Source organism: Brevundimonas sp. LM2 (assembly GCF_002002865.1).
Taxonomy (GTDB): Bacteria; Pseudomonadota; Alphaproteobacteria; order Caulobacterales; family Caulobacteraceae; genus Brevundimonas.
In genome coordinates this window covers 1,919,696-1,939,961 of record NZ_CP019508.1, presented here as the reverse complement: position 1 = coordinate 1,939,961, position 20,266 = coordinate 1,919,696, and the positions used below count along the sequence as shown (strand labels likewise).

The 20,266-nt window shown below is 63.8% G+C and carries 20 protein-coding genes and 1 pseudogene; 8 read left to right on the top strand and 13 right to left on the bottom strand.

Annotated features, from left to right (window positions below):
• The first annotated feature begins 94 nt into the window (after positions 1-94).
• On the top strand, positions 95-913 hold the full coding sequence (locus BZG35_RS09540; RefSeq protein ID WP_077355435.1) for a helix-turn-helix transcriptional regulator: 819 nt from the start codon (positions 95-97) through the stop codon (positions 911-913).
• 180 nt (positions 914-1,093) lie between these two features.
• Positions 1,094-1,678: an SRPBCC family protein gene (locus tag BZG35_RS09535; protein ID WP_150126000.1), complete on the top strand. Its 585-nt coding sequence runs from the start codon at positions 1,094-1,096 to the stop codon at positions 1,676-1,678.
• A 2-nt stretch (positions 1,679-1,680) separates the two neighbouring features.
• Here the strand turns inward: BZG35_RS09535 and BZG35_RS09530 are convergent, their stop codons facing one another.
• The 4 genes from BZG35_RS09530 to BZG35_RS09515 all read right to left on the bottom strand — a co-directional run bounded on the left by BZG35_RS09530 (position 1,681) and on the right by BZG35_RS09515 (position 4,600).
• A complete protein-coding gene (locus BZG35_RS09530; protein WP_216351839.1) occupies positions 1,681-1,968 on the bottom strand; it encodes a hypothetical protein in 288 nt (95 codons plus the stop codon).
• Between the two features lie 112 nt (positions 1,969-2,080).
• On the bottom strand, positions 2,081-3,010 hold the full coding sequence (locus tag BZG35_RS09525) for an oxidoreductase (RefSeq protein ID WP_253189137.1): 930 nt from the start codon (positions 3,008-3,010) through the stop codon (positions 2,081-2,083).
• 130 nt (positions 3,011-3,140) lie between these two features.
• Positions 3,141-3,518 carry an Atu4866 domain-containing protein gene (locus tag BZG35_RS09520; protein WP_077355432.1) on the bottom strand — a complete coding sequence of 126 codons (378 nt, stop codon included), beginning with the start codon at positions 3,516-3,518 and terminating at the stop codon, positions 3,141-3,143.
• Between the two features lie 11 nt (positions 3,519-3,529).
• Positions 3,530-4,600, bottom strand: coding sequence for an aldo/keto reductase (locus BZG35_RS09515; RefSeq protein ID WP_077355431.1), 1,071 nt, complete (start codon positions 4,598-4,600; stop codon positions 3,530-3,532).
• Positions 4,601-4,772: 172 nt separating this feature from the next.
• On the opposite strand from BZG35_RS09515, the gene BZG35_RS09510 reads away from it, so the two are divergent.
• Complete coding sequence (locus tag BZG35_RS09510; protein ID WP_077355430.1) at positions 4,773-5,678, top strand: AraC family transcriptional regulator; 906 nt, start codon at positions 4,773-4,775, stop codon at positions 5,676-5,678.
• Between the two features lie 63 nt (positions 5,679-5,741).
• Here the strand turns inward: BZG35_RS09510 and BZG35_RS09505 are convergent, their stop codons facing one another.
• Positions 5,742-6,224 (bottom strand): MarR family winged helix-turn-helix transcriptional regulator, encoded by a 483-nt coding sequence (locus tag BZG35_RS09505; RefSeq protein WP_216351838.1) that lies wholly within the window; start codon positions 6,222-6,224, stop codon positions 5,742-5,744.
• A gap of 104 nt (positions 6,225-6,328) precedes the next feature.
• Here BZG35_RS09505 and BZG35_RS09500 point away from each other — a divergent pair, with 104 nt between their 5' ends.
• The gene (locus tag BZG35_RS09500; protein WP_077355429.1) at positions 6,329-7,342 is read left to right on the top strand and encodes an alpha/beta hydrolase; all 1,014 of its coding nucleotides are present in this window, start codon (positions 6,329-6,331) and stop codon (positions 7,340-7,342) included.
• A 158-nt stretch (positions 7,343-7,500) separates the two neighbouring features.
• On the opposite strand, the gene BZG35_RS09495 is transcribed toward BZG35_RS09500, so the two are convergent.
• The 7 genes from BZG35_RS09495 to BZG35_RS09460 form a co-directional block, all read right to left on the bottom strand.
• Positions 7,501-8,049, bottom strand: coding sequence for a nuclear transport factor 2 family protein (locus BZG35_RS09495; RefSeq protein WP_077355428.1), 549 nt, complete (start codon positions 8,047-8,049; stop codon positions 7,501-7,503).
• On the bottom strand, positions 8,046-8,876 hold the full coding sequence (locus BZG35_RS09490) for an enoyl-CoA hydratase/isomerase family protein (protein WP_077355427.1): 831 nt from the start codon (positions 8,874-8,876) through the stop codon (positions 8,046-8,048). The genes BZG35_RS09495 and BZG35_RS09490 overlap by 4 nt, the downstream gene beginning before the upstream one ends.
• Positions 8,877-9,272: 396 nt before the next feature.
• Complete coding sequence (locus BZG35_RS09485) at positions 9,273-10,724, bottom strand: AAA family ATPase (RefSeq protein WP_253189136.1); 1,452 nt, start codon at positions 10,722-10,724, stop codon at positions 9,273-9,275.
• Positions 10,630-12,315 (bottom strand): MobF family relaxase, encoded by a 1,686-nt coding sequence (mobF, locus tag BZG35_RS09480; protein WP_077355425.1) that lies wholly within the window; start codon positions 12,313-12,315, stop codon positions 10,630-10,632. The genes BZG35_RS09485 and mobF overlap by 95 nt, the downstream gene beginning before the upstream one ends.
• A complete protein-coding gene (locus tag BZG35_RS09475; RefSeq protein WP_077355424.1) occupies positions 12,315-12,821 on the bottom strand; it encodes a hypothetical protein in 507 nt (168 codons plus the stop codon). Before BZG35_RS09475 ends, mobF begins: the two co-directional genes overlap by 1 nt.
• A gap of 73 nt (positions 12,822-12,894) precedes the next feature.
• Positions 12,895-13,269: a hypothetical protein gene (locus BZG35_RS09470; RefSeq protein WP_077355423.1), complete on the bottom strand. Its 375-nt coding sequence runs from the start codon at positions 13,267-13,269 to the stop codon at positions 12,895-12,897.
• A 737-nt stretch (positions 13,270-14,006) separates the two neighbouring features.
• Positions 14,007-14,831, bottom strand: coding sequence for a hypothetical protein (locus tag BZG35_RS09460; protein WP_077355421.1), 825 nt, complete (start codon positions 14,829-14,831; stop codon positions 14,007-14,009).
• Between the two features lie 48 nt (positions 14,832-14,879).
• Here BZG35_RS09460 and BZG35_RS09455 point away from each other — a divergent pair, with 48 nt between their 5' ends.
• The 4 genes and pseudogenes from BZG35_RS09455 to BZG35_RS17650 form a co-directional block, all read left to right on the top strand.
• A complete protein-coding gene (locus BZG35_RS09455) occupies positions 14,880-15,110 on the top strand; it encodes a helix-turn-helix domain-containing protein (protein ID WP_253189135.1) in 231 nt (76 codons plus the stop codon).
• A 412-nt stretch (positions 15,111-15,522) separates the two neighbouring features.
• Complete coding sequence (locus BZG35_RS09445; RefSeq protein WP_077355419.1) at positions 15,523-17,151, top strand: recombinase family protein; 1,629 nt, start codon at positions 15,523-15,525, stop codon at positions 17,149-17,151.
• Between the two features lie 206 nt (positions 17,152-17,357).
• The gene (locus tag BZG35_RS09440) at positions 17,358-18,521 is read left to right on the top strand and encodes a site-specific integrase (RefSeq protein ID WP_077355418.1); all 1,164 of its coding nucleotides are present in this window, start codon (positions 17,358-17,360) and stop codon (positions 18,519-18,521) included.
• A 93-nt stretch (positions 18,522-18,614) separates the two neighbouring features.
• Positions 18,615-19,048, top strand: a pseudogene (locus BZG35_RS17650) (transposase); the annotation flags it as partial.
• Positions 19,049-19,440: 392 nt separating this feature from the next.
• On the opposite strand, the gene BZG35_RS17645 reads toward BZG35_RS17650, so the two are convergent.
• Positions 19,441-20,265, bottom strand: coding sequence for a hypothetical protein (locus BZG35_RS17645; protein WP_150125999.1), 825 nt, complete (start codon positions 20,263-20,265; stop codon positions 19,441-19,443).
• Between the last annotated feature and the right edge of the window lies 1 nt (position 20,266).

Sequence of the window (20,266 nt, the reverse complement as noted above, 5' to 3'; positions counted from 1 at the left end):
TCTCCTTTGACTTGAATGGCCAAGTGATGTCGGAGATATTTATCCTGTTAAATACGTGACCTTATCCAAGTATAATTTTTAACAGGATGTCCGGATGACCGCTTCGGCTCTCGGCGTTTATCTGCGCGAACGCCGCGCCCGCATGGACCCGCTGGCCTTCGGTTTCGCCACTGGCCGCCGACGCACGCCCGGTCTGCGGCGAGAGGAAGTGGCACAGCGCGCGAACATCAGCGCCACCTGGTACTGCTGGCTCGAGCAGGGGCGCGGCGGTGCGCCGTCCGCCGACGTCCTTGACCGGATCTCGCGGGCGCTGATGTTGACCGACGTCGAGCGCGAGCACCTCTATCTCATCGGGCTCGGGCGAGCTCCAGACGTCCGCTATCGACCAGCCGAAGGCGTTTCAGACCGGCTGCAGCGCGTGCTGAATTCCCTCGTCGGCTGTCCGGCGATCCTGCGTACGGTGAACTGGGACGTGGTCGCTTGGAACACGGCCGCAACTGTGATGTTGACGGATTACGCCGTCTTGCCGGCCAACGAGCGAAATGTGCTCTATCGGCTGTTTCTCGATCCAGAGGCACGGGAGCGCAATACGGACTGGGAGGAGGTCACCCGCTTCGTGGTGGGGGCTTTCCGCGCGGACGTGGCGCGCGCCGGTGCCGGACCAGTCCTCGAACCCTTCATCCAGGATCTTATGAACCGAAGCCTGGAATTCGCAGCCCTCTGGGACGACATCGAGGTGCGGGACTTCGGGACTGGGGTCAAACGTTTGCGTCACCCGGTTCTGGGCGACATCACCGTGGAACATTCGGCCTTCGCCGTGGATGGGCGGCCGGACCTGACGCTGCTGGTCTACACCCCAACGAACGACGCTGACGCCCGGCGAATCGAGGCCCTTTCCGCTTCGGCAAAGTAGCCGTCAGGATGGGCGGCGTCCGATGCGCCGAGCGCGCTCTGTTGATCTGGGCTCATAAGGCCTTGGAGGCAAGCGGAATAGTGGAGAGCCGTGGGTCCGTCTAGCTTCAGTCTCAGCAGCCGCCCGGTGGCGGAGGCTCGCTTCTACACCCTGCCGCCCCTTCGCAACGAGGCTCGCGCCATGCGCAAGACACTGATCGCCGTCCTGGCTCTCGCTGGGTTTCTTGCCGCCACGCCATCAGCGGCGCAGACCACGGAACAGGACCTCCCCCGGCGCAACCCCGACATGGCCTGGCCGGCCGGGCTCAATCCGTCCACGGCGGATCTGTTCAATCACAACCAGCTGACGATGGAGCAGAGCTGCGAGACCATCTACAGCTGGCTATCGGCGCCGCAGGACTGGCCGTCTTGGCTAATCTTCGCCCGAGACGTGCGCTTCGACGACCCGGCGGCACCGGTGGGCGTGGGGTCGCGTTTCGCCTGGAACATCTTCGATATCCCGATCGTCGCTGAAGTCTTCGTGGCCGAGCCTGGCCGCCGCTTCGGCTACACGGTCACGCCGCCCGGACCGACCCCGGCCTATGCCCAAAGCTGGTTGCTGACGCCTGCGGGCTCGGGCTGCACGGTCACGACCGAAGAAGTGGGCGTCGGCGATCTCGCACGTGAGACCCGGGCGAGGGGAGACCTTCTGGTCTATCTGGCGCACGAACTGTGGCTCGCCTCGCTGCGCTTCGTATCGAGAACCGGCCCACGTCCTGAGAGCTGAACTTAGTTCAGCGTAGGGACATGTCGCAGCACCACCTCCAGCAGGGAAGCGTCTCGCAGGCTGTTGATCGTCTCATAGTATTCGGCGCTTTCGACCATGTCCGCGAAAGCGCTCCGTCCGGGATAACGGACGATCGCCACGGCATCCCATGGGCCGCCGCCCTCTTCCCAGAGGGCGGAAGAGGTCTCGCCGACATAGACGACCTCGGCACCGAAGCGGGTCAGCTCAGTCCGCATGCGGAAAAGGGCGTCCTCCAGGCGGCTCGGTCCCGTGTTGGCGTCGAAGCGCATCAGGTTGAAGATCAGGACCGGACGGCCGTCGTCCTCGTCCAGAAAGCGCGAAGGCCGCCTCGTCCAGCCGAGGCAGGAAGGCGCGGCGTTTGTCGGAGAGTCTGCTCACCGCCTAGCCAATCGTGACGCCCGTCAGCTGCTCGGAAACCTCCCAGAGACGCCGCGCCACCGCCCGGTCCTCGGCCGCGGGCGGGACCCGGGCCGGCGCCGGCCAGCCCCGCACCTCGCCCATGCCGTGCGGGCCATAGTACCCTCCTCCACGAGCGCTCGGGGCGGTCGCGGCGAAGAGGGTCGGCAGGGCCCCTCGGTCGGCGGGCTGGAAAAGGAAGGGCAGATTGTTGCGGGCCCAGGACTGGAGGCTGTCGCGGCCCGGAGCGTTGTTGAGAAGCTCGGTGCGCGAAATGCCGGGGTGGGCGGCGAGACTGATCACCGGCCATCCCGCCGCCTCGCACCGCCGCTGGAGTTCCAGAGCGAAGACTAAGCACGCCAACTTGGACTGGGCATAGACCGGCATCGGTCGGTAGCGCCGTTCCGCGTTCAAGTCCTCGAAGTCGATGGTACCTTGCCTTGCCGCGACGCTTGACAGGGTGATGACCCGCGAGTCCCGGCCCTTCAACAGAAGCGGCATCAGATGGGCAGTCAGGGCGAAGTGGCCTAGGTAGTTTACGCCCAGCTGGCTCTCGAAGCCGTCCTCCGTCTCCACGCGACGCGGCGGCACCATGATTCCGGCGTTGTTAATCAGCCCATCAAGGCTGGCGAAGGACTGTTTGAGGCGATCGCCGAACCGCGCGATCGAGGCCAGACTGGCCAGATCCAGCTCTTGGAAGTGAACGGCTGCGGATGGTGCCGCGGCGCGGACACGGTCGATGGCTTCTGCCCCCTTGGCGGGGTTGCGCCCGGCGATGACGACCGTCGCATTGGCCTTCGCCAAGGCCAGCGCATCCTCGAAGCCGAGCCCGCCGGTCCCGGTCACCACGACCGTGCGACCGCTCTGGTCAGGAATTTTTGCTGTCGTCCAGTGGGCCATGATCGCGTCTGTCACCTCGTGCTCGCGAGGCTCGCGAGACATCGTCCACAGGGTGGCGGAAGTCCCGGAAATGCGAATGCCCATTCGGACAGGCTGTTTGCCCGATCGTCCGAAAGCGGTCGCCTCGCACCCGAACTGATAGGGATCAGTCTCTCTCGCGGTAGAAGATCATCCCGCCGTGGTGGAGTTCGTCCTCATTCACGAAGGTGCCGTCTGCGGTGAAGCCGGTGTCGTCCCAGTAGTCGATGTGGGTTCCCCGAACCGCGTAGCGTCCTTGATAGGCGCTCTGGCGCGAGCCGCGTGCTTCGTCGTAGCGGCCGTTTAGCAGCAGTTCCTGACGGATGTGCCCGTCGGCGGTGACCCACATTCCGACGTAGGGGTGCTGTGTCATCAGTGGTCCTTTGGCTTCCTGTTGCTTGGCTTCGGCCCTTTGAGTGGCCGGGATCATCGTCTTCGGGCTGGTTGCGCCCGCGACCAGGGCGACAACGGCCAGCGCGGACGCGGCGGCGAAGGTCGCCCTCATTGCTGAGCCCCTCATTGACGATCCAGCAGGGTCGAGACGCCGCGGATCAGTTGCTGCACCATCGGTCGCGCGGTGAAGCGAGCCGGGAAGATCGGCGTCGGGGCGCTGGCCTTGTTCAGAAGTTCCAGCTGATCGTCCGACAGCGTCAGCTGCAGGGCCCCCAGATTGTCCTGCGCCTGTTCCAGCGTGCGTGCGCCCATGACCGGCGAGACGACCGCCGGGTGGCGCAGGGTCCAGGCCAGGGCGACCTGTGACGGCGATGCGCCGATCTCGGCGGCGACCGTCTTGACGACGTCCGCGATGTTCAACGCGCGCGCGTTCAGATGTCCGCTGGACGCGATCACGCCCTTGCGGGTCCGGGCCACGTCGGCGCTGTTTTCGTCCGACAGGTCTTCACGGCGATACTTGCCGCTCAGGATGCCGCCGCCCAGAGGCGACCAGGGCAGGACGCCCAGCCCGAAAGCCTGAGCCATCGGCATCAGCTCGTGCTCGACCGTGCGCTCCAGCAGATTGTACTCGATCTGCAGGGCGACGAAGGGTGACCAGCCGCGCAGGTCGGCCAGGGTCTGCATCTGAGCCACGCGCCAGGCCGGGGTGTTGCAGATGCCCAGGTACAGAACCTTGCCGGAGTTGACCAGGTCGTCCAGGGCCCGCATGACCTCTTCGGGAGAGGTCGTGAAGTCCCAGGCGTGGACGTACAGCAGGTCGATCCGGTCCGTATCGAGCTGACGCAGGCTCGCCTCGACCGACCGCACCATGTTGAAGCGATGGTTGCCGCCGGAGTTGATGTTCTCGGGGTCTCTCGCCATCGTGAACTTGGTGCCGAGCACGATCCGGTCCCGGCGGTCCTTGATGAAGCCGCCCAGGATGCGCTCGGACGAGCCGTTCATGTAGTTCACGGCGGTGTCGATGAAGTTGCCGCCGTGGTCGACGTAGGTGTCGAAGATCCGCCGGGCCTCGCCCTCTTCGGCGCCCCAGCCCCAGTCCTCCCCGAAAGTCATGGTGCCGAGCGAAAGGGGCGAAACACGCAAGCCGGATCGTCCGAGCAGACGGTAGTCATCAAGCGCGGTCGGATAGATCATTGGAGGTCTCCACAGATAAAATGTCGGTCGCTCTGCACAGGCTGCGACTTCACCTCTTGTCCCGCATCGAGCGCGCGTCGGGGTAGCCGGACCGTCCACTATGCTTGCCGGATTGTCCGCCAGTGCTTCCGTTCGACTTTTTGTAGCCAAACCGCTGTGGGATGAGATCGACATGGACACTCTGGAGATCCTCGCCGGCCAGATCGCGCGGCACGCGCCCTCGGACGGGACGTTCGAGACGCCGCTGACCGGTGTGAAGCTCATCCGGTCAGCCACTCCGACCCTACCGATGCCGGTCATCTATGAACCGACCGTCTGCATCGTGGCCCAGGGCCGCAAGCGCGCCATGCTGGGGCCGGTCGCCTATGTCTACGATCCAGCCCAGTTCCTGATCGCCTCGGTCGGCCTGCCGGTGATGGGCTCGGTGATCGAAGCGAGTGCGGCCAGGCCCTACCTCTCGCTGCAGATCGACCTGGACATAAGGGAGCTTGGAGAGATGATCCTGCGTCACCGGGCCACCCGGCCAGGCCTCGACGCACCCGCCGGCTTGACCCTGAACGAGACCACGCCCCACCTGATCGACGCAGCGTCCCGGCTGATCGGGCTTCTCGATGCGCCGAGCGATCTCGAAGCTTTAGGGCCGCTGACCTTGCGAGAAATCCTGTACCGCCTGTTGTCCGGGCCGGGCGGCGACGTCATCCGCCAGATGGCGACGGCCGACAGCCGTCTCAGCCAGGTCGCTCGGGCCATCCTCTGGATTCGCGCCCACTTCCGTGAACCGTGCCGGATCGAGGAGGCCGCGGAGATCGCAGGGATGAGCCGCTCGACCTTCCACCTGCATTTTAGGGCGGTCACGGCGATGAGCCCGATCGAATATCGCACCCAGCTGCGTTTGCAGGAGGCGCGTCGTCTGATGGTGACCGACGCCCTGGACGCCGCCAGCGCCGGCTTCATGGTCGGATACGAGAGCCCGTCCCACTTCAGTCGAGACTATTCCCGGATCTTCGGCCGGCCACCTGCGACCGACGCCGGCCGCCTCCGGGAGGCGAAGGGCGACGTCGCCCCACTTGAGGGCTAGCCGCAGCCGACGGTCATACCGATCCGCGGTGCAGTCACGGCCGCGCCGTCCGGCGAGCCTGGATCAATCCGACCCTCTCGTCGTGTCGCGCAGCGTGGTCGCTAGTCGCGTTAACTGCTGCGTGAGCGACAACAGCTCGACGTCGTTCAGCCCCGTGGCGTTCTGGATCTCGCCGGGAACACAGCGCTGCGCTTCCTCAGCCACCTTGCGTCCTTTCAACGATAGCGACACCCGCACCACCCTTTCGTCGAGGGAATCGCGCGTGCGCGTGACCAGCCCAGCGGCCTCCAGCCGTTTCACCAGTGGGGTGACTGTATTGGACTCCAGATAGAGCTTCTGACCGAGGATCCCGACCGTCTGGCTGTCCTCGGCCGACAGCGCCACGAGCACAAGATACTGTGAATAGGTGATGCCGAACCGATCGAGCAGCGGCTTGTAGACGCGGTTGAAGGCCAGGCCCGCCGCATACACCGAAAAGCACAGAAGGCCGTCCATCGGATCGGCCGAGACAGATTTGGTTTTCGACACTTTTTCCATGACGGACATATAAATCGTGCGCGATCTAATCGCAACCGCTTGACAACGGGGTAGCGGCCCAGCATTTCTATCGCACACGATATGATCGTGCATGAAGCATAGGAAGCAAGACGATGACCAAGACGACCCTTCTCTCCGGACTGGCTGCGGCCGCAGTGCTCGCCGGAACCGTGGCCCACGCCGACCCGGTGCTGGAACCGGCGGCAAAAGCGTTCGCGGAAGCCGCAGCCAGCGGCACGCCGCTCTACACCCTTCCCTACGCCCAAGCGCGCGGCGTGCTGGCCTCAGTGCAGTCGGAAACCGTCCCCGCTTCGGCCCCGACCACCACCGAGGATCTGGTCTGGAACATCGGCCCCACGGGCTCGGTGCGGGTCCGCATCGTGCGCCCTGTCGACCTGCAAGGCCTGGCGCCGGCCGTTCTCTATTATCATGGCGGCGGCTGGGTCATGGGCAATCGCAACACCCACGATCACCTGATCCGCGAACTGGCCGTCCAGAGCCGCTCGGCCGTGGTCTTCGTGGAATACGACAATGCGCCGGAGGTCCGCTATCCCGAGAACAACGAGCAGTCTTATGCCGCGCTTGAATACGTCGCGGCCCATGCCGCTGACCTGGGGCTGGACGGCTCTCGCCTCGCCGTGGCCGGAGACAGCGCGGGCGGCAACATGGCGATCGCCGTCACCCTGATGGCCAAGGAACGTCAGGGCCCAGCCATCCGCCACCAGCTGCTGTTCTACCCGGTCACCGACGACGTCTCGGACAACGCCTCCTACCAGGCCTTCGGCAACGGTCCCTTCCTGACACGGGCGGCGATGGACTACTTCCTGGAGGCCAACTATCCGGCCGAGCGTCGTGACGATGTGCTGGCCTTCCCGCTGCGCGCGCCGGTCGCCCAGCTGACCGGCCTGCCTTCGGCGACCATCATCGTGGCCGAGAACGACCTGCTGCGCGACGAGGGCGAAGCCTACGGTGGCAATCTGGTCGAGGCCGGGGTGCCGGTCACCTCGACGCGGTACAACGGCACGATCCATGACTTCGTCATGTTGAACGCCTTGGCCGAGAGCACGCCGGCTCGCGCGGCGGTCGCCCAAGGGGCAGCTGAACTCCGCGCGGCCTTCGCGCGCTGAAGACGGTGGCGGGTCGGTGGCGCTAGCCATCGACCCGCGCCGACGCTTGCCGCGTCGTCGGCCTTGGCACCGCCTGTGATCAGGACGGTCTTGTCGATATTTGCCATGGTTCTTCTCTTGAGTGGCTCGAAGGGCTCCAGATCATCGCGCTGGACGGCTCAAGGCTGGTCGCTCTCCGCTGGAGCGGCGGGCACGCGGCGCAGCACATCGTCATAGGCCGGCAGGTCGAGGAATGCGGTGACCTCGACGGCCCGGCCGTTCTCCATGCGGAAGATCCAGACGTAGTCGTTCTGATACGGGCGGCCGTCGCCGGCGACGCCGCGTCCTTCCCAGCGGGCGATGACATGATCGCCTTCGGCCCAGACTTCCGTGGCGACCGGGCGGACAGGCTCGCGCATCCGGGTCGCGAACGGCCGGATGGCGCGCGTGGTGAAGTCCTCCAGCCCCCGGTAGGTCCCGGCGCTGGGGCCCGAACCCTCAATGGTCCAGACGACATCCTGGGACAGAACGGTGGCAAAGAAGTCCGCTCCGCCCGCCGCCCAGCGGTCGAACGCCGAGGCGATGAACGTGCCGTTCTGCGCCATCGCCACGGTGGCGGCGTCGGTCTGGGCAAAGGTGTGCGAGGTCGCGGCCAGGCTTGAGCCGACCAGCACGGCGACAAACGCGAGGGGCTTGAAGGCTCGCGGACGCCGGCTTCGGCCGTTCATCCTTGCACCTGGCGGAGCAGACCTTCGAGGTCGCGTTCGCCCTCCCGGGTTTGGGCACCCGACCTGAGCTGCGCCGCCATGAGGTCCGCGGTGTCCGGCCGGAACGCGAGACCGGCCCAGCCTGCGGTCTCGCGCAAGAAACCGGCTGCGTGATCCGCCTGACCAATAGCGGCCTTGGCCGCCGCCACGATCTCGCTCGGGAGGGCGGCGATGTTCCGGGCGAGGGTGTCGACGAACGCGTCGAGCGTATCCGTGGGCAAGGCGCGATTGATCCAGCCGTATCGCTCGGCCGTTCGGGCGTCGAACAGTGCGGCGCCCAGGACGACCTCGAGCGCCCGGCCCCGCGTCATGCGGGCCGGCAGATACTGCGTCGCTCCGCCGCCAGGGATGATCCCCATCAGGGCTTCGCACTGGGCCAGACCCGCGGTTTGCTCGGCCGCGAAAGCCATGTCCGCCGCTGCGACGAACTCCGCGCCCCCGCCCCGCGCCAACCCCTTCAGCTTGACGATGGTCACCTGCGGCTGAGCACGCAGGGCCTCGGCAAAGGCCTGGAACGGGTTGAGCGCTTCCGACGCGAAGGCGGTGAGCTCGGCCACGGCCTCGGGCCGCGTGCCCAGGGTCATGTCGACGTGCGCCAGAAAGAAATCGGGGTCCCTGCTTTCGAAAATGATGACACGCACGCCCGGGTCGGACCTGACGCGATCAAGGAACCTCCGAATCTCGCCCATCAGGGTCTCATCGAGCAGATTGATCGGCGCGTTCGAGAGCTGCACGGTGGCGACGCCGTCAGCCTTGGTGATCTGAAGAGTTCGGTAGTCGTCGGCCATAAATCGGCTCCAAGGAAAAGAGGGCTAGGGTGTGAGACCAACGGGGCGATCGGCGCGGGCTCTCGTTTTGAAGTGTCCCAAGAGTTCGCCAGAACACCTCTGCGGGCCATGCCAGTTCTGCCGATCCTCTTGCCTGATCATCCGAGATGCAGCGTTGTCGCCAGCACCGGTTGCCAGCGCTCCGAGCTCATGCCCGCTCGCGTCCGCGCATTTGTCGACTTCGTCCAAGAGATCGTCGCGGGCGGCCTCCGCCTTGCCAGACCTCACGCGAGTGTCGCCTTTTCGCCGGGTGCTGAATGACCGGAACTGGCGCAAAGCAGTCCTGCCGGCCGGATCCGGCGAAGTTTTCCCCAGCACTGAATCAGCGGAGAGTAGCAGGGGTCTGAACGGCAACGGTCATAAGCTATGCACCTGCGTTGGCGACGCGGGTTGGTGGGCCTTTTCAAACGCCTTGTCATCGGCCTTTTCGGGATAAGCGCCGGCGCTCTGCAGGACCGATTCCGCGCCCGGCTTTTCAGTTTTCGAGCCGCCCAGGCTGTCGTCGACGAGAGCCGCCAGACCGTTTTTTCCGGAGATATCTGAAACCATCCCGGCCAGTTCATGGCTGGCGATCGCGTTCAACCCGGTCTGCTTGCTCAGCTTTATGACCAAGAGCTTGGGGTCGTTGGTGATGAAAGTCAGATTCTCGGCTGAGCGGGACATCATGACGTAGGCGCGGCTCTCGGTTGCCGCCTCGCCGTGCTTGCTCGAAAGGACCCCGACGACGTCCTTATAGGTTGAGGCTTGGGACCGGTCGGCGGTCTCGGCATAACCGTAGCTGACGAAGCGCAGCATGGGGCCGGACGCCGGGACGGTTCTGGTCTGGCCGTCCTCGGTGCGGATGGTCCAACCGGCCTTGTCCATCTTCTCGACGGTGAAGCTCTCCCCGACGCGCACTCCGAGAGTCTTGTCCAGCTTATCCCAAACCATGCGGTCGCCATCCCGGACCTCGAGTTTGCTTTCCCGGTAGGCATCATGGGCCTGCCGCCCGCCTCTGCGCTTCGCATTCAGGTCCAGGACTCGCTTCGTCCCCTTCCCGTCATCAAGAACCAAGGTGTTGCGATTTTCGTCGCGGCCTACGACCGTCAGTTCTGAGCCCCGACCGATTCCGGCCGCCTTGTTCCCCGTGTGGAACACCAGGACCTGGCCCTCTGTGTAACAGGCGGCCTTTGCAGCTTCGGCCGACGTCATCCGGATCTGCCGTAGGGTGGGCACCTCTCGCACCTGCCCCAGTTCGCCGCTGGCTATGAGATCCGACCGGATCATCTGACCGACCTCGGCCCTGAGGGCATTTGTCGGGACGATGACGGCAGGCGCTGTGCCCCGGGTCGTTCGATAATCGCTCCATGCAACGACGGCGGCCTTGGCGAGATCGATGTCCGTCGCATTTGCGCCGACAGCTACGACGCGGTCGCCGAGGCCCCTAATGGCGTTGGTGATGTCGCCCCTGGCCATATGGGTCACGGCGGCCAAAAGGACTGGGTCCCTCTGCCGGATGATCTCGGTCATCTGAGCGTGTTGAAGGCCGCTCCCGAGCGCGAGGCGACATGGTGCGCCAGCTTCCGGAGAACCCAGCTGGCGCTCGTCACCGATATAGATCATTCGGGCCAGACCAAGGGCCTCCGATGCCTTCATCAGACGGTCGGCCTGGGCATTGGACTGCATCGAAGACTCGTCCACGAGTACCGTACGGCCCGCCCACGCGGCCTTATGTTCAGCGGCCCTGGCACCGCCCTCGGCCAGCGCCGACTCGGTTCGGCTTAACCACTGCTCGATCGTCTGGGACGGTATCCCTGCCCCTTCCCTCATGGCCTTCGCGGCCTGATTGTTTGGAGCCAGCCCGGTCAGCTGAGCGCCGCATGTTTTCGGCGGCCTCCTTGACCACCCGGAACATGGTCGTCTTGCCCCCGCCGGCGAAGCCCTGGACGCCGACATAGCGATCAGGACTCGTAAGCAGCAGCGCCGCGGCCGCTGTTTGCCCCTCGTTGAGCCGGAGGCCTTCGATGGGGCTATCCCGCAGCCGCATAAGATGGCTTGCTGCAGCCTGGGGGTTCATGAGCGGTGTCGCTGCCCCCTTCCCGCTTTCGATCGCCGCGACGAGTGATCGCTCCAAGGCGACGGCCGCCTTGGTCGTGATTCCCTCCCGGATGGTTTGGTCTGCCTGCAGAAGTCGACCGTCTGCGCTCAGTCGTGCTAGTTCGCCAAGGACACGATCGACCGTCATGCCAGCCTTCGAGATTTCGAGGGCGTGGCCGACGACTTCGTGTTGGGTGAAGACCGCCTTGCCCTGTTCCATGACCCTTATGCCGAAGCTGGTGGCCTCGCGGGCTTCAATGTCGCGCGAAGGTGCAGCCCGGTTGCCGCCGTAAGGGTCGGTGCGCGCGGCCGGATCGACTTTTGCGCCAAGGTGGCCGAGGGCCTGGGCCAACCGCACGATAATGTTGGCGGAAAGGCCCGACCGGGCAGGAGTGACGTCCGCGCCCGGCTCGGCGCTGGTCTTTGCCCGCGCTACGATGCTGCGGTTGTCCAGGCCAACCTCTTTGGCCTCCATTCGCCAGCGGGCCTGTAGTTCGGCTCGGGGCACATCGAGCTTCTTGGGCCGGCCTTTCAGAACGAGCGCATCCCGTTGGGCGCCCGTCAGCGTGCCCTTCTCCCTCATTGCCTGGGCAATGGCATCCCGAATGTCAGCGTTTCGTTTGCTGAAGGTGCTGAGAGCCGCCTCTTTGTAGGCCGCCAACTCAAAGGTCCCCTGCGCCGGGTTCCTGCGGACGTCATAGCCGAGCCCCAAGACCTCCTTCGCCAGTTCCGCCCGATAGACGGCACCCAGCAGCTTCATGTTTTTGTAGAGATGAAGGCTTTCAACAGCTCGAAATTTCCCGGAGGACTTATCGAAAGTTGCGTTGGCGACGACGTTGTGGGTGTGAAGCTGCGGGTCGCCCTTACGAGAGGTGGAATGCTCGGTGCTGGCGTAAACGAGGTTCCGGGTCTGCACTTCCCGGATCTTGCCTGCCTCGCGCACTCGGGTGACGGCGAAGTGCTTCTCCGCATAGGCCATTGCCCGATTGACTGAAACGCGGTGCGCTTGCACCAGGCGATCATCGCCGCCGACCAGGTAGGCCAGGCTGACGCTCTTGGGGGCGGAGAAGGTAAGGTCCCAACCCGGCCGGTGGTTCTGATCCGGCTTCGCCTGGCGATTAGGGTCCCGCAGCGACTGATGTTTCCCCTGCAGGACGTCGCGGAACTCACCGGCTGATGCGACGCCCTTCAGCCCCGCCTGCTCACTGCCTTTGCCCTTCCATTCGACGCCGGGCGCATCGGCTTCGCCGGTCACATAGTAGTCGTCCTTACCGTAATATTCGGCCGCGCCGCCTGCGCTGCCGATCGAGCTGACCGACAGCATTATTGGATCTCCATGTCGTCGGAGATTTCGATGCCGGGCTTGTCGTCCTGGCTGGCCAGTTGACCAGCCGGGTTGTCAGGATGATTGGGAGTGGGAAAGCCCCGGGTGCTGATGAGGCCGACGAGGAGGAAACCAGCGCGGAGCCAAAGTCCGGGACCAAGCATGGCGTGGGTACGGTAGGCCGCCGCATAGAGAAACACCGATGGGCAGGTGCTGACCTTGGACACCGGGTATGGGCGCGGACCATAGCCGGGTGTGGGCAGGCTGATGGTCGGGGGTGACGGCGGACCAACCCACTCAAAAAGGCCCGCCATGAAGCACTGGGTGCCGTGGGTCTGCTCCTCCTCGGAGACGCGAAGGAGGACGCATACGACGCTCACTACGCGCCATAGGATGAGGACGATCACGATACGCGCGAGGACCTCGCGGATCATATCGAAGGTGTGACCAATATTCTGGCCCCCGCGCAGCCACGCGGAGAAGTTACCCTTGCTGGGTCGGCTCATAAAATCCCCGTCTGTTCAAAGACGGGGCGGCCCGCAGTGCGATCGCGGTCCAAGTCTGTAGGGGACCTACGCCTTAGCGATCCATAAGAGCCTTGTGAAGAGCATCAAGACGCGGATCGACCGGACCCTCCAGGTCCGGCGCAAAGGGAAGAGGCGGCACATCGCCAAACACGAGCTTGCCGGCCTGAACACCCATGACCCTCGCATCTTTGAATTCGGCCTCTGTCAGACTCTTCTTCGCCAGGGCGGCAATGAAGGTCAGGGACATCATCGTCTGGTGTCCCATCTGCCGTGCGAGGTACTGCTCGGAGGTCGGAGCCCACTCTTTGATCAGCTGTTCCAAGAGGCCGCTGGTGGACAGCCCGAGCCTTTCCGCCTCGCGTTCGAAATTCTCTGCGAGAATCGGGCTTACATAGGCCGACAGACGGACTCTAGAGGGCGACGGCATAGAGACGCTCCTGCAACGGGCGGTTATAAGTAGTCCACCGTAACATATGGATATCAATATAAATATTGGGCCTCTTAAAAAGTAGACTACTTGTGGCTTCCCTCGTGCATTAATTGTTCCGTTGCGAAACAATAGCTTGCTGTACTGCAGGTGTGCGTAAGGTGTGCACGTCGAAAGACGTTACTTCAATAGCTCCCTGGAGCTTCCGGAACACCATCTTTTGGAGCCTTCGAGAGGCCCGCGTGGACCACTTCCGCCTCTAGGCTACGACGCAGCCCAAAGAGCCGATGGACCGTGCCGACCTCACCAACCAAGCTCGGTGCCTGGCCAGCTCCTTAATCCCCATGACGTGCGATTCTGATTGCATCGGCCACTCACGCTTCTGCAATCGAACACCCCCCCTCTCGCAGCCCATCCCTCGCCCGTTCAAGGTCGAGCAAGGTGGTGGCGTCTTCGTAGCGCTCTCTCCAGTCCGCGCAGTCGGCGCGATATTTAGGGGGTGTTCCCCACCGCTCGTTGGCCAAAAATACTACGCCCACAAGCGCCAGGATCACCGTGCAAAGCACTAGCGGCTCTCGCTGTCTCTCGGCTCCCAAGAGCGCCATGGCGCACGTCCAGAGCCATGCGCCCAAAGCCAAGCCGAAGGCCATTGCAAGGACGGCGCTAAGCAGGTCCATAAACCCTCCGAAACATCCGATGCCGCTCAGGCGGCCGGCAGAACGGTGTCCCGCGGATTGTCAGAGACCAACCTCAAGGCCGGCGTTCGATCGCGAGCGAAATACTCGAGATGGCAGGCTGAGAGCCTGCAACTTGGCGCGCCCCTGCTCCTTCCAAATGAGGCCAAACCGCTCGAGGTAACCGTCAGCCTCTGCGAGGAGACCGACGACGCAGTCATACAGATGCTCGAGCTCGGCGACCTCGTCGTGGAACTTCCAGAGATCGGCCATGGCCTCCTCAATGGTACCGTCCAGAGTCAGCTTCTGTCGGGCCTCCCAGGCCGCTCTCCGAGCCCGCAGTTCGGCCATCCGAGCGACAGCTTCCGGGCGCTCGGCGTCGGGCGTGGTCGGGGCGTTCAGTTGCTGGTCGAGAAAATGCTTCGCCTCATGGCAATGCGATTGAACGGCAGCCACGTGATCCAGCAGCCAGAGCCGGTCGAGCTCCGTCACCAGTCGGGAGTCATCCAGCGGGATCCACGCCGACAGATTGAGGGTGACCCGGCCATCCCGCTCCCACAATTGATTCATCGAAAGGTGGGCTGAGATCTCTGTCAGGGCGGCCATGATAGAGTCCACGTCCGTGTCTATGGCCATGGCAAGGTCATCCGGTCGCACCGAGACGAACCTCGGCTCGTCCCGCCCGGCACGCCGCTGCTGCATCCAGGCCAACGAGACGTGACGCAGCACGACGAGCCCAGCCTGGCTCATCCCGGCTTTCACAGCCTGCGTCATCAGATCCAGGGCGACCAGCGCCACGACATCGTCGGCCATCCTGTCGGACAGGAAGGTCCCTCGCCCGACCAGCCGGCCGAAAACTCCATACTCTTCGATAAGGTCGTCCAACATCAGGCTCCAAAGAAATCACACTGATAGTGTGTAGTTCGGCGCGCGGGCGTGCCGCAAGTCGGCAGGGTGAAAGTTGATCCGGAGCTTCGAGACCTGGGCGTGCGCCTGCGGGCGCTGCGGTTGGAGGCTGGGTTAAGTCAGGAAGACCTCGCCGATCGCTCCGGCCTCCACCGGAACTACATCGGCGGCATCGAGCGCGGCGAACGCAACGTCGGGATCAAGGCGATCCTGGCGATCTGTCGGGCATTGAACCGCTCACCGGCGGACGTTTTCGCCTAGAAGGGCCGGCGCGCAAGTCGATGGATCGCGAGCTGACCGGTGCCTTCGCGTTTACGCAGTCGTAGGATTTCAGCCCTAGCAGAAAGGTCCCCCTACACGTTCCGTCGCGCACGAAAGTTGCGGCATGTTTTCGTGTGGGCCATGTCTAATCAAAATCAGTGCACTCTCCTCCCCGCCTCGAATGCAGCGGCTACGGCAAAACCGACATCGCTTTCAGCCGTGCCGTGCGAGGCCATAAGCCTTACGTCGCACGTTGGCGAAGCCACCGCCGCCATCTGCCGCGACAGCCAGCTATGGCCCGAGACCCGGCTGACGGGAGCCAGGCGCTCGTGGATGAACTGGCCCGCGCCCTTGCGCGAATGATCATCGAACGACAACCTGAGGCCTCATCTGCCCTGGAGCCGAACGCCTGATGCGCGCAGCCTTGTACGCCCGCTACTCCAGCGATCTTCAGAACGCTGCCTCTCTCCAGGATCAGTTCGCGTCCTGTCGCCTGTTCGCCGAGCGCCAAGGTGTCGAGGTTGTCGCGAGCTACCAAGACGCCGCTATATCAGGGGCATCGACTGCGAACCGCCCGGGGTTGCAGGCTCTGATGGCGGGGGCTGAGACCGGGGAGTTCGATCTCGTGATCTGCGAGGCCCTCGACCGTCTGCCCCGGTCCCAGGCCGACGTCGCCATCACCTTCGAGGATCTCCGCTTTCACAGTGTTGACATCTGCACGATAGCCGAAGGCAAGGTGAGCGAACTGCATGTGGGCCTGAAGGGCACGATGAATGCCCTCCAGCTGCAGGAGATCAGCCGAAAGACGCGACGAGGTCTTCAGGGTGTTGTGCGTTCCGGCCGCCACACCGGCGGTCGCGTCTACGGCTATCGCGTTCGCCGAGAGCTCGACGCAGCCGGAGAGCCCCTCAGAGGTTTGCGTGATATCCACGAGGCCGAGGCCGATGTGGTGCGAGACATATATCGTAGCTACGCAGCAGGTGCCTCCCCCAGGGCGATCGTCAATGAGCTAAATACGCGCGGGATTGTCGGCCCCCGTGGCGGCAAGTGGAATGCGTCGGCCATCAACGGCAATGAGGAGCGCGGAAACGGCGTCATTCACAACGAACTCTATCGGGGCGTGCTCGTTTTCGGCCGTCAGACGTGGGTCAAGGACCGCCGTACCGGCAAACGCCGGGCTCGGACGGCGGACGTCCAGGATATCGTCCGGTCCCCCGTTCCCGACCTAAGGATCATTCCCGAAGAGCTTTGGCTAAAGGTTCGGGAGCGATACGAAGAGAACCGGCTTGGCCCTCAAAAGAAAGCTGCTCGGGGTTCGGTCCGGCCGACCCATCTTCTCAGCGGCAAGCTCACCTGTGGGATATGCGGCGGGAAGCTCGTTCGCAGTGGCGACGACCACAGGTTCATGTGCTCCAACCGTCGTGAGCAGGGACCGTCGGTCTGCACGAATGGCCGGGGTATCAAGGGACGCGAGATCGAGGCCCGTGTCCTGGCCGCGATCAAGGACCGCCTTCTGGCCCCGGAACGCGTGGCGATTGCTGTCGAGGAAGCGCGACGAGCAGCGGAGTCCGACGCTCGAACGCTGGCGCTGGGCCGATCCAAGGCCGAGGCCGAGCTCGCCGAGGTGAAGCGTCGCGCCGACCGACTGGTCGACGAAGTCGCCGACGGCGTCATGACCGGATTGGCCGTCCGCGATCGGCTGTCGATGCTAGAGACTCGACGGTCAGAACTTCAGACAGAACTGGCTACCGCGCCGGCCGTTTCGATCGTCGCCTTGCACCCACGGATGGCCGATCACTATCGAGAGGTCGTGGCGTCGCTGGAGCGCGCTCTAGAACGCAGCGAAAGCGAAGCCGCGATGGACGCGCGGGACCTGGTGCGTCGGCTCATCGAAACGGTCGTGGTGAGGCCCCTGCCCGAGCGTGGAGCGTTCGCGCTGACGGTACAAGGCAAAATCGCCGCCCTGGTGGACCAGGACGGCGATAATACTATGAAAGTGGGTGCGGGAGCAGGATTTGAACCTGCGACCTTCAGGTTATGAGGACGATTTTTAGATTTATTGTATAGTACTATAAAGCATCCAAAGTCACGCTAAGGCCATACGCCATCGCGTTTTCTGTTGATCTCGACGTGTTCCTGAATCATCCTTTCTACGATGTATTTCGCCTGGCTTTCCGAGCTCATGCTTCCACCTCACTGCCACGGAATCGCAGCTGGAAACCGGGACGTAGAGAAAGGATACTGACAATGGGCCGCGAGAACCTGACCAAGCGAATCGTGGACCGGCTAGAGCCTCGACAAAAGGATTACATCGTGTTCGACGGTGATCTGCCGGGGTTCGGTGTCCGAGTCATGCCGAGCGGCAAGCGCTTCTACCTGATCCAGTACCGTCGGCACGGCCGAACCCGCCGGGTGATGATCGGCCCGCACGGGCCGGTTACGGCCGAGATCGCCCGGCGGGAGGCGAACCGGATGCTGGGAGCCGTGCGGGGCGGCGGCGATGACCCCGCTACGCTGCGGGATATGGAACGCCAGGCGGCGACCATCCCCGAACTCGGCGCGCGTTTTCTCAAAGAGCATGTCGAGGTGCGCTGCAAACCTTCCACGCAGTACGAGTACCGCCGCGCCGTGGAGCTGTTCATCAATCCATTCTTTGGCAAGCAGAGGGTTCGGACGGTGACCTCGGCAGATGCTGCCGAACTGCACGGCAAGTATGCCCACACCCCGTACCAGTCCAATCGGGTGCTGGGCGTGCTGTCGAAGATGATGAACCTAGCCGAGGTTTGGGGCATGCGGGATCGCCGGACGAACCCTTGCGACGACGTTCGCCCTTTCCCTGAACGCAAGCGTGAGCGTTTTCTCTCTCCCGGGGAAATCGAGCGCCTGGGCGCAGCCCTCAACGCGGCCGAACGTTCAGGTGCGGAAAGCCGTTTCGCCGTCGCCGCCTTTCGGCTGTTGCTCCTGACTGGCTGTCGCCTGGGGGAGATCCAGCGGTTGAAGTGGAGCTACGTCGATCTGGGCGCGTCGCGTATCCGACTTCCCGACAGCAAGACCGGCGCGAAGACCGTCTACCTCGGTGCCGCCGTCGTTAAGCTTCTTCGGAAGCTTCCCGAGGTAGACGGCAATCCTTATGTCATCGTCGGGAAACTGCCGAACACGCACCTGACCGACTTGCAGCATCCGTGGCGTCGCATCCGAGCTTCGGCGGATCTGGACGATGTTCGCATTCATGACTTGCGGCACACCTTCGCCTCAGACGGCGTCCTCGCCGGCGAAGGGCTGCCGATGATCGGCAAACTGCTCGGTCACACCCAGGTTCAGACCACCGCCCGTTATGCTCACCTCGCCGACAGCCCCGTCAAAGACGCAGCGACGCGAATTGCAGGACGACTCGCTGCAGCGCTCGGGTGATCTGCCTAGATCAGCGACGCGTCCGCCAGGCGGATAACAGGATCCTGGGCTCGCTCCACGCTCCTGATGATGGCGGACCATCTCCTGGTCGTGGCGGCGCAGATCCACCAACTTGAACGGCGGCTTCTGGCCTGGCATCGTCAGGACCAGGTCAGCCAGCGCCTGGCGACTATTCCCGGGGTCGGTATCATCACAGCCACCCCCCTGTCGGCCAGCATCAGCAACCCAGCGCTGTTCCGCTAGGGCCGCGAGTTCGCCGCCTTCCTGGGTCTGGTTCCAAGTCAAAACTCTTCCGGTGGCAAGGATCGGTTGGGTCGCATCTCCAAAATGGGCGACGGCTATCTCCGCAAGCTTCTGGTCGTTGGAGCGACCTCGGTGATCCGACGGTTCGAACTGGAGCATCCCTGGCCTCGGCTTCTTGGGTCCGTTCCCTGCTGGAACGCCGTCGGGCACGACTCGCCACCGTCACCATGGCCAACAAGACCGCCCGGGTCGCCTGGGCTGTCAGGGCTCGCGGCGAGACCTAGAGGCCGCCGGTCATGGCCTGATCGAGATTGCGACGACCGATCCGGTCGTCGCTCCAAACTGGAAGGGGGCAAAGGGACGATGGCGATCAGATAGCGGCCGTAGTCAGGACAATCCGAGGTGCTGGCGGAGCCTTACGCTCGTTGGACAGAGAGGGACCTGACCCGCGGACTCCATCAGGGCCAGCAGTCATAGACACCACGCAAACAGGCCAGACAGATGACCGCACCACCAGATCGACATCTAATGACCCCTTGCAGCGATGGGGCCGCCCACAGATGACAGCACCGTTCGGTCGCCCTGCGGGTCGCCTAGGAGGCTGCCGAGGAAACAGGCCATCGGCCAGGGTGACCTTGGTTGCTCGCCCGATCTTCGCTTTGACTTGCCAGGACGGCTACTCTGCTGCCGCCACGGTACCAGAAGCGCTGTGCATCGAGTTTTGCCTTATCCAGCCTTCGATTGCAACCGGAGTGAGGTTCGCGCTCGAAATACTTGCTAGGAGACCATCGCCGGTAAACAGCAGGAGCGGCTGGCTTTTGTGAAATAGGCGAAAGCGTCCCCATATGCCGCCGTTGTTTGTGAGATTAACTCTCGCTATCCGGCAATCAGCGGCAAGGTTCCGAGCCAGTAGCTCGACACGCCGCGCGCGTTTAGGTTCACCAAATGGCTTAGTAGTGTGACAATAAACGACAGTTACCTTGCCGGTGTCTATCAATGCGTTGTCGAACGTATCATCTGTGAAAGTCGCTACAGATGGCATAAGTTTTTCAGCACGCGCCTCTGCGGCTGCGTACCAATCCGCTCCATCCTTGTACATCTCCAACCATGCGCTATGCGCCGCCAACGCGCGGTGTTCGTTGGCTGACATCTCTTCGTCCCTGAACAGACTGCGCTTTCGCATCGCCGACAGATAGGCCTGACGGCAGAACGCCGCGCGGTCGGCACAGTCACAGGGAAAGTCAATCAAGCCGGTCCGCTCGATCACTTCGCCCGTGGACGGGTACGGCGGATTGGTATGCTCGATGTAGTCCGAGAAGGCCTTCTCTTCCTCATCGGTAAGTGGGGGGGGCATTTCTCCGCCGAGCCTCTTAGCTCGACGGATTCTCGCGACCTTACCCATTGCCATCCACACGATGGAGGGACGACAATCGACGGCTTCGCAGGCGGCGAGAAAGGTTTCATCCGCCGCCTCATTGGACGTCTCAAACACGGTTGTCATC

Coding starts and splice junctions, on each gene's coding strand:
- mobF (WP_077355425.1), bottom strand. CDS start 12,315: ATGCTGTCGGTCAGCTCGATCGGCAGCGCAGGCGGCGCGGCCGAATAT.
- BZG35_RS09470 (WP_077355423.1), bottom strand. CDS start 13,269: ATGCCGTCGCCCTCTAGAGTCCGTCTGTCGGCCTATGTAAGCCCGATT.
- BZG35_RS09495 (WP_077355428.1), bottom strand. CDS start 8,049: ATGAACGGCCGAAGCCGGCGTCCGCGAGCCTTCAAGCCCCTCGCGTTT.
- BZG35_RS09490 (WP_077355427.1), bottom strand. CDS start 8,876: ATGGCCGACGACTACCGAACTCTTCAGATCACCAAGGCTGACGGCGTC.
- BZG35_RS09530 (WP_216351839.1), bottom strand. CDS start 1,968: ATGCGCTTCGACGCCAACACGGGACCGAGCCGCCTGGAGGACGCCCTT.
- BZG35_RS09540 (WP_077355435.1), top strand. CDS start 95: ATGACCGCTTCGGCTCTCGGCGTTTATCTGCGCGAACGCCGCGCCCGC.
- BZG35_RS09510 (WP_077355430.1), top strand. CDS start 4,773: ATGGACACTCTGGAGATCCTCGCCGGCCAGATCGCGCGGCACGCGCCC.
- BZG35_RS09505 (WP_216351838.1), bottom strand. CDS start 6,224: ATGTCCGTCATGGAAAAAGTGTCGAAAACCAAATCTGTCTCGGCCGAT.
- BZG35_RS17645 (WP_150125999.1), bottom strand. CDS start 20,265: ATGACAACCGTGTTTGAGACGTCCAATGAGGCGGCGGATGAAACCTTT.
- BZG35_RS09515 (WP_077355431.1), bottom strand. CDS start 4,600: ATGATCTATCCGACCGCGCTTGATGACTACCGTCTGCTCGGACGATCC.
- BZG35_RS09500 (WP_077355429.1), top strand. CDS start 6,329: ATGACCAAGACGACCCTTCTCTCCGGACTGGCTGCGGCCGCAGTGCTC.
- BZG35_RS09460 (WP_077355421.1), bottom strand. CDS start 14,831: ATGTTGGACGACCTTATCGAAGAGTATGGAGTTTTCGGCCGGCTGGTC.
- BZG35_RS09520 (WP_077355432.1), bottom strand. CDS start 3,518: ATGAGGGCGACCTTCGCCGCCGCGTCCGCGCTGGCCGTTGTCGCCCTG.
- BZG35_RS09440 (WP_077355418.1), top strand. CDS start 17,358: ATGGGCCGCGAGAACCTGACCAAGCGAATCGTGGACCGGCTAGAGCCT.
- BZG35_RS09445 (WP_077355419.1), top strand. CDS start 15,523: ATGCGCGCAGCCTTGTACGCCCGCTACTCCAGCGATCTTCAGAACGCT.
- BZG35_RS09535 (WP_150126000.1), top strand. CDS start 1,094: ATGCGCAAGACACTGATCGCCGTCCTGGCTCTCGCTGGGTTTCTTGCC.
- BZG35_RS09475 (WP_077355424.1), bottom strand. CDS start 12,821: ATGAGCCGACCCAGCAAGGGTAACTTCTCCGCGTGGCTGCGCGGGGGC.
- BZG35_RS09485 (WP_253189136.1), bottom strand. CDS start 10,724: ATGAGGGAAGGGGCAGGGATACCGTCCCAGACGATCGAGCAGTGGTTA.